Source organism: Variovorax beijingensis (assembly GCF_003951285.1).
Taxonomy (GTDB): domain Bacteria; phylum Pseudomonadota; class Gammaproteobacteria; order Burkholderiales; family Burkholderiaceae_C; genus Variovorax; species Variovorax beijingensis.
Map to the genome: position 1 here is coordinate 16262 of NZ_RXFQ01000031.1, position 13854 is coordinate 30115.

Sequence of the window (13854 nt, forward strand, 5' to 3'; positions counted from 1 at the left end):
ATGAGGGTTCGGTCCGAAAATGATGGACTCGCCATCAGCGTGCGCCGGACCATGACTGAGCGCGGTGCAGGTCTGGATCGTTCTCGATGATGCCACCGCGTGCTGAAAAACGCGTGCTCTGCTGAACCGCACGGTGAAATCGTGTTCGCAGAAAGTGTGCATCGCTGAAGTCCGCACCCGTCAGATCGGCGTATGAAAGATCCGCGTCGTGGAGCGCGGCCCGCACGAAGCGGGTATCGTGGCAGTGCGCGCGGTGGAACACGCTCAGCGGCATCCGGGCATCGTTGAAGACCACGCCGTCCAGCCGTGCATCGACCCACATGGATCGATCGAACCGGCCTGCGCTGCAATCGGCGCCGCTGAGGTCGGCCTCCGCGTAGATTGTCATACCTGCATCGGCACCGGAGAAATTGGTACCGCGCAACGACGCGCCCTTGAAGTTGCTCTGCGTCAGAGTTGCACCACGAAAGTCGGCACCGTCGAGCCGGGAGTCGGTGAACTGGCACCGGCGTAGCACCAGCCCGGCAAACTGCTGGCCTTCCATGCCGCATTCGAGGAAGACCATGCCCTCGCCTTCGAAGCGGGCGAAGACGGCGGACCGCAGGTCTATTTTGAACAACGTGACCGTGTGCAGGGATGCCTCGGTGAAGTCGGTCCCGGCGAGGATCGACTCCGCGATGGTCGCCTGGGCCATGCGCCGGGTCCGCAGCGACGCATTCGCCAGGTCGCAGCGAAAGAAGGTGACGCGATCGAGCACCGTGCCGTCGAGGCGTGCGCGCGTCAGATGGGATTCGATGAATGACGACTCCTCGAGCATGGCATCGGAAAAGTCTGCTCTCTCGAACCGTCCACGAAACATCTGCAGCCGCTTGCCGATAGCGCCCGAGAAGTTGCACTGGTTCATTAGGCAATGGGTAATGAAGCTGCCGGACAGGTCCGCACCGCTGAAGTCTGCGCCGGTGAAGTCGATGTTGTCCCACTGCGCACCCGAGAGATCGAGGCCGCGCAGGTTCCAGCCGCGGCAGTCGAGCCCGCGCAGCTGTGCGCCATGGCGCACTTCTTCCACCATCGATTCGGGCGTCATACCGGGGCCTCCGTGTCGCGCCGGGGCCAGACCTTGGCGTGCTGCGTGTAAGCGCCTTCGAGCAGGGTGGTGGCGTCGATGAGCGCCTGTGAGACGTCTGCGCGGAACAGGTTCGCTTCGCGCAGGTCGCCGCCGAGCAGGTTCGACTTCGACAGGTTGGCATCGATCAGGTTCGCCCGGCGCAGCGAAGCGCGGCTGAAGTCCGCGCGCACGAACAGGCTCTCGCCCGCAACGAGACCGTCCAGCCGCGCGTCGGAGAAATCGCATTCAGAAAAATCGCAGTTCTCAAGATGGGCCGCCGTCAGGTCCGCACCCGCGAAGGACGTGCCGCGCAGGCCGCATTGCTTCAGGAAGATGCCGACCGCCGTCACGCCGATGAAGGCGCTGCGCAGCGCGATGCTGCAGGCATCGAGCCGCGCGTGCGACAGGTCGACGCGCTCCGCCAGCGTTGTAGTGACGAAGCCGCACCGGACCAGTCGTGCCGCGTTCAACGACACGCGCTCCAACCGGCATTCGATCAGGATGACCTGGTTCAACTCGGCCTGGTCCAGCGCGATGTCCCGCAACACCATCTGCCGGAGCGATACCTGGGTCCAGCGCGAGGCCTGCATGTCGCATCCCGCTATGTCGGCCTCGTGCAGTTGCGTCTGGTTCAACAAGGCCGAGCGCAGGTTGCACCCGGTAAAGCGCGTGCCATGGCAGAAGGTCTCGAGAAGGCTGGCCGCTTCGAGATCGCAGGTGTCCAGATGCGTGCCGCCCAGGTTGGCCTTGTCCAGCCGGGCCTCTTTCAGGCAAGTTCCGGCAAGCGTGGCACGCGACAGCACGGCCTCGGTGAGGTTGCAGCCTGCGAGGTTCGCGCCCCGCAGGTTAGCGTCGGCCAGGATGGCGTACGAAAAATCGGCGCCGCGCAGGTCCATCTCGGAAAGATCCGCGCCGGTGAGATTCATCTTCGCGAAATGCCGGCGCTGCGGGTCCGCGGCAGCCAGCCGGCGCCGCAGTTTGGCGGACCGGAAGGTCGGCATGCGCGGTGCCGCCGATGCCATGTGTGCCGAGTACAGGTAGCCTTGGCGCAGCAGCGGGTCCATTTCGACGGGCGCGCCGACATCTTCGTCCTTGGCGTCGGGTTGCTGCGCTTCGAGCGCGCCCGGGCGGGCACTGCTCATCGCGCCGAGAAGATCAACCGGCGCGCCCTCCGCTGACGGCCGTTGTGCCTGTACACGGGCGGCCTCGGCCTCAAGGCGTTTACTCGCCTCCTGTGCCTTGGCCTCCTCGCGTTCGAGATAGTCGGGCAGATCGTCGAAGGCCGGCAGCGCTTCCTGCATCGCGGGAGGCGTGAGGTAGTCAGCCGGCTGAAGCCCCTGCGCCAGCAGCTCGTTGCATCGCTTTTCGTACTCGCGCTGCACACCGGCGTACACGTTGCGCGGCAGCGGTTCGGAAAGCGTGTCCGGCATCCGCATCGCAGCCCATTCGCCGAGGATCGAACGCGGCACGAGATCGCTGTCGCGCAGCACGTGGATGGCACTCTTTTCCGGATCGACGCGCTTTCGCAGCACATCCACATAGTGCTCCTGCGAACGCGGCTCGCCTGGCAGTTCGAGCGACGGCATGATGTGCTTCACGTCTGAGGCATCGTCTTCCCGCACGCTGGTGGTACCGTGCCAGATGAGGACCACGCGCTCGCGGTCGGGGAAAAACCAGGCCGTGCTCAAGCCGAGTTCGAGGCGGCGCAGTGCGGCGACCTCCGTGGAAAAGCTCAGATGACACACCGCGTTCCACGCCGGCAGGTTGCCGCGCAGGATCGGAATGCCGGGGTGCATGTTCCATATCTCGTAGGGCGCATTCGGCGGCAGGGCCGGCCGGCCCGGCCAGCGCTGGTCTGGACTGGCCGAATTGAAGAAGCGCCAGTCGAGGTCGTTCGCAAAGCCCGGAAAACCATTCTCCAGCCATGCGTCGTCGTACTGTGTGCCCATCAGCGCCATGCGCTGCGGCCAATCGGGCAGGTAGCCGCCGAACGATGCAGCCTTCGGCCGCTGGCCGCGGCGATGGATCCGGTCGGAGACAGCCTCGACGTTGGGCAACCGGCAGGTCTGCACGCCATTGACGATCTCGTCGGCCACGCCCATGCCCAACGGGTTCTCGGGCACGCCCGGTCCGCCGAATGCGTGGCGCCAGTCCAGCGGCATTCGGTCGAACTTGGCCGCCTCGGTGATGCGCCCGCCCAGCCAGAAGCGGTCGCCGAAGACGGCCAGCGACCGGTCCACGCCGGCGACTCGCAATCGCGCCGCGCACTGGGTCTTGTCCTCCTGGTGCGCCGTGTAGGCGAAGCCGCTCGCCAGCACCTCGGCCTCGGCCTTCGGCATGCCCATGTCGAGCACGCTGCCGGGGTCCAGGACCTCGCTGGCCATCTGCCAGAGCTCCTGTTCGGGTTGCAGCCGCGGCTCGGCGTCAAGGCTCACGCACGCCAGCGCGGCGATGCCCAGGTGATTGCGCGAGCGCCAGCGGTAAGGCCGCGTGAGCAGGCTGAGTCGAAAGGGCTTGACGATCTTCAAGGTCGATTTCGGGAACGTGCGGTGCGCGGAGGCCGACGCGGATTCAGAGAGAGAAACGGGCCGACGCGACCAGCGGCGCGATCACAAGGTCGGCGGTGGGCGACGTGGAGGCGAAGCGCACGAGCACCGGCTGCCCCACCGCATACAACGCCAGTTCGTTCAGCATCACGACCTTCTGCACCAACGCCCGCTGCTCGACGCCACGCTGGTCCTTGAAGAGCACCGTCAGGTTCATGAGCGGACTGGTGTCGCTGTAGGCATTGCCGATCTCGCTGGCGACGATGACGCCGTGCGACTGCGCGTCGAAGCCGCGGCTGCGCGCTTCGCGCCGCCGGATCCTCAGGAACTCCCATGCGCCGCACAGCAACGCCGAGCCTGCGAACAGCAATACCACGCACGCCAGCATTGCCCAGATCGGCATCGCTCCCGCGAGCAGCAGCATCGGCAGCAAGCCTGCAGCCACCGCCACGAGTCCGAGTGCACGCGGCCAGCGACCGTTCGGGGCGGTCGCGGCCATCACGGAAAGAGCACCAGAATCTTGATGTCCACGTAGATTGGACCGATCGAGACCTGGGATTCCTGTTTTTGGTTGAAAGCTCGGTTCGACCAGCGGAAGGCTTTGATGTCGGCACTGGCGCCGCCGATGTTGGTGCTCGCCGCGTTGACGGTCTCCGACAGCGGTGCGAAGGTAAATGAATTCGCCCAAGCCAGCGAATTTGCAAACGGCGTCATCGACGTGATGGACAGGTCCGCGATGGTGGTGATCGTGCTGCCGGCATGGGTCTTCAGCGAATTCGTGTAACTGATGTCCTTGTGGTCCGAAGTCAGGCTGATGACGTTCGCATGCACATTGAACTGATCCGGCGTCGTTATGTTGACGTCGCCTGAGTTCGCAAAGAGATTTATGCCGCCGACGGTGTCGACCTGAACCGTCCCGACCGAATACAGATTTGACGCGCCTCCAACAATCCGAACGCTGTCTCCACTCACCCAATAGTTTTCGTTTCCTTTGCTGACCGAAACATTCTTGGTTCCTGAGGTTTCTTCATATGCTGCGGAAATCGTCGTTTTCTGACGTCCCGTTATATCTTCGGTCAACCCGCCAGTTATCGTCCGGGTCTCGCCGCTGTCCACCGTGTCTGTGCGACTGCCGGTCACGTGAATGATCTGGTCGCCATCGACGTAGACATCTTGGTTGCCACCTTTGATCTTGACGTTCTGCGGCCCGCCATTGACGGTGATGTTCTGCGGTCCCCCGTCGTTGACCGTCACGGTATGCGGGCCGTTGATCGTCTCGGTGAGCGAGGTGTTGGTGGTGTAGTCGTCGGCGCCCTCGATCACCGTGGTGCGATCGCCGGCGATGGTGTCGCGCTCGTCCGCTTCCACATCGAGCTCGAAATCCTTCTCGGCATGAATCCGGACCAGTTCACAGCCCGGCGCATCGTCCAGGATGAACTCGTTGGCATTCGCGGGCGTGCCGTCCTGGCTGCGGCTCACGAAGCCGCTCACAGTGACCTTCGCCGGCAGCTCCAGCGGCGGCATCTGGTCGGAGTTGTAGACGCGGCCGATGATGATCGGCCGGTCGGGATGGCCGCCGATGAAATCGACGATCACTTCCTGGCCCTTGCGCGGATGATTGACGGCGCCGTAGTTCGAGCCGGCCCAGGCGCTGGAAACGCGCACCCAGCATGAGCTGTTCTCGTCGCTCTTGCCGTAGCGGTCCCAGCGGAACTGCACCTTCACGCGGCCGTATTGGTCGACCCAGTACTCCTGGCCTGCCTTGCCCACCACGGTGGCGGTCTGCGGCCCGTTGGTGCGGGGCATCGGCGTCAGGCGCGGCGCACGGAATGCGTACGAGGTCGGCTGCACCGCGAAGCTGAAGCTGTAGTTGCTCTCGGCCGCACCGCTCTCGTAGCCGCCTTCGCGCAGTGCATAGGACACCGACACGATCAGGTATTCGCGGTTGTCGTCCTGCCGCGGGCAGTTCTGCATCGTGAAGCGGTAGCCCGGCGCCATGCCGCGCACGCTGGCGTGGCCGACGTCGCGCTCGGCCTGCGACTGCGCCTCTTCGAGCCGGATGCGCGAATAGTGCTCGCCCTGCTCGGCCTCGCTGAAGCCGCCCAGCCATTCGTAGATCTCGTAGGTGTCGTGGGGATTCCCGCGCGGCTGGCTGCGCATGCCCATGAGGTCGGCCTTCGACTTCTTGAAGTCGTAGTCGTCCACCACATAGGTGCCGGGGCGGATTTCCTCGGTCACCTGCCACTGGTCGATCACCTCCTGGAACGGATCCGGGTTGCGGTCGGCCGCAAGATAGCTGATCTTCGGATAGCCCGGCAGGGTGTCGTGGGCGCCGATGTCGTCGGCAAGCACCAGCGTGTGCTCGCCCTTCTCGTGCTTGAAGTAGTAGTAGATGCCTTCGTGCTCCATCAACCGGCTCACGAAGGCGAAGTCGGTCTCCTGGTACTGCACGCAGTACTCCCACTGGCGGTAGGTTCCGCTGAGCTTCTTCTCGAACGAGAAGTGGTAGTCGGCGAACACTTCCTCGAGGATGTCGACGACCGACTTGTTCTGGAAGATCTTGCAGTCGCTGGTGCGCGTCAGGTACCAGAGCCAGGGCCGCACAGTGGCGCGGTACAGCACGTAGCGCGACGTGCCCCCTTCCTTGCCGACCATCGTGAAGCGGACGATCTGCCCATTCAGGAAACGGGGTTCGCCCGCCGTCTGTATCTCGAGCGAGAGCGGCTTGCCCAGCACCGACTTCATGTCGAGCGACACGCTCGGGCTCAACAGGTCCACCTCGAACTCGAACAGCTGCGACAAGCCCTCGGTGCCGTGCATCGAGCGGAAGAGAAGCTGGTCCTCTCCCAGCGGCGTGTGGGCCTTGACGACTCGGTTGGGCATGGCTTACTCCCTTTCTTCGCTCAGCGTTCAGAAAATTCGTAGTGGAAATCGTCGTTCGCCGCGCCGAGCCGCACGCCGGCGAGCTTGCGCGCACTGACCGTGGCGCCGATGACTTCCTCGCTCAATCGCGGAAGGATGGTGTGCGTGAGGATCGCATCGATCATCCGTCCGCCCGACTCGATGGCGGTACAACGGCGCGCCACCAGTTCGACGGCGCTGTCGTCGTAGTCCAGCGCAATGCCATGGTTCGCATCGAGGCGGGTGGCAATGCGGTCGAGCTGGAGGCGAATGATGCGATGCAATGCATCGGCTTGCAACGGGTAATAAGGCACTACAACCAGCCGGCCCAGCAGCGCCGGCGCGAACACCTTGAGCAGCGGTTCGCGCAATGCAGCCGCCAGCGGCTCGGGGTCGGGGCGCAGGGTCGGGTCTTCGCACAACTGCATGACCAGGTCGGTGCCGACGTTGGAGGTCATGATGATCACGGTATTGCGAAAGTCGATGTGGCGGCCCTCGCCGTCTTCCATCCAGCCCTTGTCGAACACCTGGAAGAAGATCTCGTGCACGTCGGGGTGGGCCTTCTCGATCTCGTCGAGCAACACCACGCTGTAGGGCCGGCGGCGCACGGCCTCGGTGAGCACGCCACCTTCGCCGTAGCCCACGTAGCCCGGCGGCGCTCCCTTGAGCGTGGAGACGGTGTGCGACTCCTGGAACTCGCTCATGTTGATGGTCACGAGGTTCTGCTCGCCGCCGTAGAGCGCCTCCGACAGCGCGAGCGCGGTCTCGGTCTTGCCCACGCCCGAGGGGCCGCACAGCAGGAACACGCCCACCGGCTTGTTCGGGTTGTCCAGCCGCGCGCGCGCCGTGCGGATGCGCCGCGAGATGGTCTCCAGCGCATCGGGCTGGGCCACCACGCGGGCCGAGAGGATCTCGCCGAGGCGCAGCACCGACTGCGCGTCGTCGCGCACCATGCGGCCGATCGGAATGCCGGTCCAGTCGGCCACCACGGTGGCGATGGCCTGCGCGTCGACGGCCGCCAGGATGAGCGGGGATTCACCCTGCAGCTGCACGAGCCGGTCCTGCGCCTGGTCGAGTTCGGCGCGGATCTCTTCGGGCGTTCGCTCGGGCTCGGACGGAGCGGCCTCGGCCTGCGCCTCGGGATCGCCGCCCTCCTCGGCCTCGTCATCCGTCCGCGCCTCGGCCCGCACCGGCACCGCATCGGGCGAGAGCAGCTTGCGCAGCGCCACGATGCGTTCGACGAGCACGCTTTCTTCCGCGCGCCGCTGCTCGAGCAGGCCGAGCTCGGCCTGCGCCGCGGCCACCTGGGCCGCGATGTCTTCCACGCGCTGGTGCTCGCCGACACCGATCGCCGCCTCGCGCCCGGCAATGCCCGACTCGATGCCCAGCACCTCGATGCGGCGCTGCAGGTCTTCGATCGCCGCGGGCAGCGCATGCTGGCTCAGCGCCACGCGCGCGCAGGCCGTGTCGAGCAGGCTCACGGCCTTGTCGGGCAGCTGGCGCGCGGGAATGTAGCGGTGCGACAGGCTCACGGCCGCTTCGAGCGCGGCGTCGAGAATGAGCACGCCATGGTGCTTCTCGAGCTCGGCCGAGATGCCGCGCAGCATGACCACGGCCTTGGACTCGGTGGGCTCGTGCACCTGGATGGTCTGGAAGCGCCGCGTGAGCGCCGGGTCCTTCTCGATGTACTTCTTGTACTCGGACCAGGTGGTGGCGCCGATGGTGCGCAGCCGCCCGCGCGCAAGCGCCGGCTTCAGCAGGTTGGCCGCGTCGCCGGTGCCGGCCGTGCCGCCCGCGCCGACCAGCGTGTGCACCTCGTCCACGAACAGCACGATGGGCCTGGGGCTCTTCTCGACCTCGTCGATCACCTGGCGCAGCCGCTGCTCGAACTCGCCCTTCACGCCCGCGCCGGCCTGCAGCAGCGTGGGGTCGAGCACCCAGAGCGACACGTCCTTGAGCGAGGGCGGCACGTCGCCCGCCGCGAGCCGCGAGGCCAGCCCTTCGACCACCGCCGTCTTGCCCACGCCCGCTTCGCCCGTGAGCAGCGGGTTGTTCTGGCGCCGGCGCATGAGGATGTCGATGATCTGGCGGATCTCGTCGTCGCGGCCGTAGACCGGGTCGAGCTCGCCCGCACGCGCTTTGGCCGTGAGGTCGCTCGCGTACTTGGCCAGCGCCGAGCCGCCCGCGGCGGCGCCGTCGCCCTGGTGGGACGCCGCTGCGGCAGCTTGTCCCGGCGCGGCCGCAGCGTCGAAGTCGTCCTCGGGCGAGCCCTCGGTCCATGCGGGAAGCTGGGCGATGAGAACGTCGGGCACGATCTTGTCGAACTCGCGCGAGATGCCCGAGAGCACCTGGCGCAGCCCCGGTGTCTTGACGACGCCCGCGAGCAGGTAGGCACCGCGGATCGATGTGGCCTCGAAACGCAGGCTCGCATAGACCCAGGCGCGCTCGACGGCGTTGTCGACGTGCTCCGAAATGTCGCTGATCGAGGTGGCGCCGTGCGGCAGGCGGTCGAGCGCGCGCACCAGGTCCTGCTCGACCGCATCGAGGTTGAGGCCGGCGCGCTTGACGATGCGCAGCAGGTCGCTGTCCTGCAGTTGCAGGATCTGGTGCAGCCAGTGCACCAGCTCCACGTACGCGTTGCCGCGCAGCTTGGCGAATGCGGTGGCGGTCTCCAATGCCTTGTAGAGCATCGGATTCAGCTTGGAGAAAAGGGAGACGCGGCGGATATCGGTCATAAGGCCATGGAAGAAGCTTCGGCCGCCGCGGAAGCAGCCGAAGCGGAACGGGAATACAGGGCTTCGGGCTGGAACAGCATGTCGCCGGCGTCGGTGGGCGAGAGGCGCGTGCCGAGCCAGCTTCCCCAGCCCAGGCGCTGGTCGCTGCCCAGCTGCATGCCGAGGGCTTCCTGCTTCTTGAGCACGAGGCGCAGCTCCCAGGCGAACTCGATGCCCACGTACTGGCGCACCCAATCGACCACCTGCTGCAGGCGCTTGCTGCCCGGCAGGAAGTCGCGGAACTCGTTTTGCGAGAGCGGGCCGAGCTCGAGCCGGAACTTGCCCTGCGCATCGCGCACCGCCAGGCCGACGGTGGCGCCGGCGCCCAGCCTCTGGTTGCGCCCGGAAGGGCCGATGCGGCTGACCTCGCGCTCGTCGAGCATCACCCAGCCGCTCACGAACTCCTCGACGCGCACGGGCACATCGAAGTACAGCCGCAGGATCTGGATCAGCCCCTCGGGATTGCGCGTCTGGCGCACGAGGTGCCCGGCCATGAAGGTGCGCGCATGGTCGGCGATGCGGTCACGCTCCTTGAGACCCGGCTGCCCCATGTTCATGAGGCTCGCCACGTAGTCGACGAAGCGGTGGCCGTCGGGGCGATCCAGGCTGTTGACCGACTGGGCATCGGCCCAGGCCCGATAGAACAGCAGGATGAGCCGGTGGTGGAACAGGTCGGCGAAAGCGCTGAGCGTGTTGTCGCTGTGATGGCGCTTGCGTTCGCGCGCGTACTCGGTCAGGTGCAGCGGCAGCGGCCCGTTGGGACCGAACAGCCCGAAGCCGTAGATCGAGATGCGCGGCGGGCCGTCGCCGTCGACATCGACGCCCGAGACGTTCGAGGGCGCAAAGGCCATCGACGGCTCCTGTCCCAGCCGCAAAGGCTCGTCCAGGGGGCGCGGCGCGCGGCCCAGCAGCGGATGGCTGCCGTGTGCATCGAGGCGGCGCAGCAGCATGAACAGGTCGTGCTCGAAAGGCTGGTCGACCAGGCCGGCCCACAGGACCGGGTCGGCCTCCGAAGCGCCGCGCCGCGCGGGTGCCTCGGCATGCTCGAGCGCGGCATGTTCGATCGCAGCCTGCGGCGCCTGCTGCGGATCGTCGGCGAGGTCGGCTGTCGTGCTCATGCTCATACGGCAGGACGGCGTCCGATGCGCGGCGTCCAGCGCGCGATCTCGCCGCGCTGCAGGCTGGAGAGCGCGAACTCGGTGAACGCATTGAGCGACACGTGCCGGCTGAAGAACTGCTCCAGCACGGCGCCGAAGAGATAGGGGCTCGCGCCCGAGAAGGCCACCTCGTCGATCTTCAGCGCGATTTCCACCCCGCGCCCGAAGACGATCGGCCCCGGCTCGGGCAGGCGGCGGAACACCGGCGCCAGCGCCATCGAGCGCACGCCCTGGATCTGGCGGCGCACCGCGGGGTCGGCCAGGTTGCCGTAGAGGTCGAGCATCTCGCGCAATGCGGCCGCACCCTGCGTGGCGTCGATGTCGGTCAGGCTCAGGTAGTTGAGGCCCAGATGGCTGATCAGGCGCCAGGTCAGCGCGCCTTCCGCCAGCGCGGGGTAGGGCCGCGACGGCCCGCGCAGGATGCGGATGCCGCGCACCGGCGCCGACACGCGCAGCGAGAAGTCCGACTCCAGCCCGGTGGGCAGCAGCAGCGGCAGGTCGCGATTGGTGCACAGCGCATCGATCGTGATGTGGCGCAGGCTGTGCGGAAAGGGCGCGTCGTGCTGGTCGACCAGCGACACGTACACCTCGCTGCCGGTGTAGCTGGTGCGCGTGCCTTGCGCACGTGCGCGGTCGGACACCAGGCGCGGTTCGCGCCGCAGCGAGAAGTACGCGCCGAAGTCGCCGTCGTCGGCGGCGAACGAACCCAGGAAGGGCCTGAACTCGCGCTCTTCCGAGCCGCTCGCCATGTGGCCCGTGACGCGCTCGACGGTGAAGATCTCGAAATCGCGCGGACGCGTGCGGTCGATCACCGCATGGTGCTCGTGCTGCCCTGGGCCCACCGGAATGCGGTCGCTGCGGCGCGGCACCAGGTTGATGATGGGCGTGCAGAACAGCGAGAAGTGCTTGGCGTCGACCAGCCGCTCCAGGTCGCCGTCGGCGCGATCGAGCAGGATCACGATTTCCATCGTGGTGCCGCCCACGGCGGAGGCTGCCGCGCGCAGGTTCTTCACGCTGAAGAACAGGTAGCGGTCGGGGAATGCGAAGTACTCGTGCAGCAGCCGGTAGCCCTGGAACGAGCGCGCGTCATAGGGCAGCAGCGCCTGCTCGGGATCGAAGCCCTCGTGGCGGATGGCTTCGTCGCCGAGCGGAACGATCCGCGCCTTGCTGCCCGGGCCGCTGCGGCATACGGTGCCGATGCTGTGGTGCACCGCAAGCTCGAGCACGCGCAGCGCGTGCAGCTCGGCGCCCGAAAGAAAGAACTCGAGCCGGTCGATCGGCAGCTCGGCGAAGGTGGTGCCGCCCACGGCTTCGAGCTTGATGGTGATCGCGCTCTTGGCCCGCTGGGCCACCGCGGGCATCGCATGCGCGATTTCCGCAGGCACGGGGCCGATGCCCGCATCCGCGATCCTGATGGGCCACAGCGTGACCTCATGGCCGGTGCGGAATTCGCAGGCCGTCTGCTCGCCCTTGATCATCCGCCCGCGCATGATCGTGTGGCGCGGCAGTTCGTAGCCGGCCTTCAGCGAGCCCTCGTTGAGGTTGCCGTCGATCTGCACCACGGCCATGGCCGGCAGCGGCGCGAGGAAGTTGGGGTACACCACCTCGAGCAGCCGCTGCGAGAAGCGCGGAAACTCCGCATCCATCTTGAGCTGGATGCGCGCCGTGAGAAAACTGAAGCCCTCGAGCAGGCGCTCCACATAGGGGTCGCTGACCTCGATGCCGCGCATGCCCAGCCGCCCGGCGATCTTCGGGTAGCGCTGCGCGAACTCGGCACCGAGCTCGTGCATGTAGGTGAGCTCGCGGTTGTAGTAGTCGAGCAGCCTTGCGTCCATTCAGAGTCCTCCCGTCGGGCGCAGGACCATGTGGCCGCTCTCGAGGTCGAGCTCGGAGCGCAGGATGAATTCGATCGGGTAGGGCACCGACCACAGCGTGCCGCGGATCTCGAGCGCGAGCAGGTTGTGGTGCTCCAGGTCGGTGGCGTCGGTGACGCAGCGCACGTCGATGCTGTCCTTCATGATGCGCGGCTCGAAGTCGATGATCGCGGCGCGGATGGCAGCCTCGACGTCCGCGAAGTTGACCTCCGACATGCGACCGCCGGCCCAGCCGCGCACGCCGTAGTTCACGACCGAACGCCGCGCGCGCGGCATGGCGTTGATGGTGTGGTCCGCGCCGAAATTGGTGGTGTTGAGCAGCCATTGCAGATCGCGCAGCACCGAGTCGCGCAGCAGCTTGCCGCTCATGAGGAACGCACCGGCGCGCTCCTGGCGGCTTTGCGGCTGCTTGTCGGTCAGGCGGTCGAGCAGCACTGGCTGCAGGCGGTCGCGTGCAACGCTTTCTTGCTGGTCGCCGTCGGCCTCCATGGCCGGACGGCTGGCTGGCAGGACGGAACTCACCGCGCAGCACTCTCGGCAGGCGCGAACTCGACGAGGCGGATATCGAGCAGCGAATGGTCGCCGGCTTCGCTGATCAGCGTGCGCTGGCCCACGCCGGCATACTGGTCTTCGCCGGCCAGCGGCAGCCAGTCGGTGCGGCGGCCCAGGGTTGTTTCGTCGTCCAGCGCATCGAGCGCGCCGGGATAGCGCACCGGCACCAGGCCGTTGAGTCCGCGGCCGTCATGCAACTCGATCTCGGCCGGCGCCCAGAGCAGGTCGACCAGGTGCTGCGGACGGGAGAACTTGAGACGGCGCACCGCCGGCAGCGGCAGCCACGCATAGCCCGAAGGCGTGAGGAGTTCGAGCACGGCGCCAATGCGCGCGTCGCCATCGCAGAGCCAGGCGAACTCGCTGCTTTCCACCGGCTCGCCGTCGATGGCCTGCACGGCGCGCGCGTCCGACCGGTCGACGCAGCTCAGCGTGCCCTGCAATGCGGGTGCATCCTGGCGAGCGGCTTCACGCAGGTCGGCCGCTTCGGCGGCGCGTTCGGCCGGCAGTTCCGCGGCGGCAATCAGCCCTGCGACCCAGTCGGCCTGGCCGGCAACGACGACCGGCGCACGGCCGCCGTTCCAGAATTCGGTTCGATGCCGCTCGGCGGCCAGTGCCATCGCGCAGGTGGCACTGGCGGGAGCGAAGGAAGGATCGATCTTCGCGGCCAGCTTGAGCTGGTCTTCAGACCGCTGCCAGTCGCCCCGCAGCGCAAGAAAGTGGCACAGGGCAAGCCGCAGGCTGGCATTCTGTGGACTCGCGCGAATCTGCCGCTGTACCCATTCGGTGTGTTCGGCCACGGAGCGCTCGCCCAGCACTGCAAACCCATCGCCCATGAAACTTCCTCATTGACTCGCGCACGGCCCAGGGCCGTCGACAACTATCTGCAGGCGACCGGCCCGCGGCATGCGCGGGCCGGTCGGGAACAAGCAAAAGGGGAAATCAGGA

Annotated in this window: 9 protein-coding genes; all 9 read right to left on the minus strand. The window is 66.9% G+C overall.

Annotated elements, in window-relative coordinates:
- Positions 1 to 34: 34 nt before the first annotated feature.
- The 9 genes from EJO66_RS30865 to EJO66_RS30905 are packed head-to-tail and all read right to left on the minus strand — an operon-like array spanning position 35 to position 13742.
- The gene (locus tag EJO66_RS30865) at positions 35 to 1084 is read right to left on the minus strand and encodes a pentapeptide repeat-containing protein (protein ID WP_124962084.1); all 1050 of its coding nucleotides are present in this window, start codon (positions 1082 to 1084) and stop codon (positions 35 to 37) included.
- Positions 1081 to 3633 (minus strand): DUF2169 family type VI secretion system accessory protein, encoded by a 2553-nt coding sequence (locus EJO66_RS30870; RefSeq protein WP_124962085.1) that lies wholly within the window; start codon positions 3631 to 3633, stop codon positions 1081 to 1083. Before EJO66_RS30870 ends, EJO66_RS30865 begins: the two co-directional genes overlap by 4 nt.
- Before the next feature lie 43 nt (positions 3634 to 3676).
- Positions 3677 to 4150 carry a hypothetical protein gene (locus EJO66_RS30875; RefSeq protein WP_124962086.1) on the minus strand — a complete coding sequence of 158 codons (474 nt, stop codon included), beginning with the start codon at positions 4148 to 4150 and terminating at the stop codon, positions 3677 to 3679.
- Entirely contained in the window at positions 4150 to 6534 is a 2385-nt protein-coding gene (locus EJO66_RS30880; protein WP_223262502.1) for a type VI secretion system Vgr family protein, read from the minus strand. Before EJO66_RS30880 ends, EJO66_RS30875 begins: the two co-directional genes overlap by 1 nt.
- Before the next feature lie 20 nt (positions 6535 to 6554).
- Complete coding sequence (gene tssH / locus EJO66_RS30885) at positions 6555 to 9287, minus strand: type VI secretion system ATPase TssH (protein ID WP_125967064.1); 2733 nt, start codon at positions 9285 to 9287, stop codon at positions 6555 to 6557.
- Positions 9284 to 10450, minus strand: a complete 1167-nt coding sequence (gene tssG / locus EJO66_RS30890) for a type VI secretion system baseplate subunit TssG (RefSeq protein WP_125967065.1) — start codon at positions 10448 to 10450, stop codon at positions 9284 to 9286. Before tssG ends, tssH begins: the two co-directional genes overlap by 4 nt.
- Positions 10447 to 12318, minus strand: coding sequence for a type VI secretion system baseplate subunit TssF (tssF, locus tag EJO66_RS30895; RefSeq protein WP_125967066.1), 1872 nt, complete (start codon positions 12316 to 12318; stop codon positions 10447 to 10449). The genes tssG and tssF overlap by 4 nt, the downstream gene beginning before the upstream one ends.
- Entirely contained in the window at positions 12319 to 12846 is a 528-nt protein-coding gene (gene tssE, locus EJO66_RS30900) for a type VI secretion system baseplate subunit TssE (RefSeq protein ID WP_124962091.1), read from the minus strand.
- A 29-nt stretch (positions 12847 to 12875) separates the two neighbouring features.
- Positions 12876 to 13742 carry a type VI secretion system accessory protein TagJ gene (locus EJO66_RS30905; RefSeq protein WP_125967067.1) on the minus strand — a complete coding sequence of 289 codons (867 nt, stop codon included), beginning with the start codon at positions 13740 to 13742 and terminating at the stop codon, positions 12876 to 12878.
- Between the last annotated feature and the right edge of the window lie 112 nt (positions 13743 to 13854).

Excerpts from the sequence above, each read along its gene's own strand:
- EJO66_RS30865 (WP_124962084.1), bottom strand. The coding sequence starts at position 1,084 with ATGACGCCCGAATCGATGGTGGAAGAAGTGCGCCATGGCGCACAGCTG.
- EJO66_RS30875 (WP_124962086.1), bottom strand. The coding sequence starts at position 4,150 with ATGGCCGCGACCGCCCCGAACGGTCGCTGGCCGCGTGCACTCGGACTC.
- EJO66_RS30880 (WP_223262502.1), bottom strand. The coding sequence starts at position 6,534 with ATGCCCAACCGAGTCGTCAAGGCCCACACGCCGCTGGGAGAGGACCAG.
- tssH (WP_125967064.1), bottom strand. The coding sequence starts at position 9,287 with ATGACCGATATCCGCCGCGTCTCCCTTTTCTCCAAGCTGAATCCGATG.
- tssG (WP_125967065.1), bottom strand. The coding sequence starts at position 10,450 with ATGAGCATGAGCACGACAGCCGACCTCGCCGACGATCCGCAGCAGGCG.
- tssF (WP_125967066.1), bottom strand. The coding sequence starts at position 12,318 with ATGGACGCAAGGCTGCTCGACTACTACAACCGCGAGCTCACCTACATG.
- tssE (WP_124962091.1), bottom strand. The coding sequence starts at position 12,846 with ATGGAGGCCGACGGCGACCAGCAAGAAAGCGTTGCACGCGACCGCCTG.
- EJO66_RS30905 (WP_125967067.1), bottom strand. The coding sequence starts at position 13,742 with ATGGGCGATGGGTTTGCAGTGCTGGGCGAGCGCTCCGTGGCCGAACAC.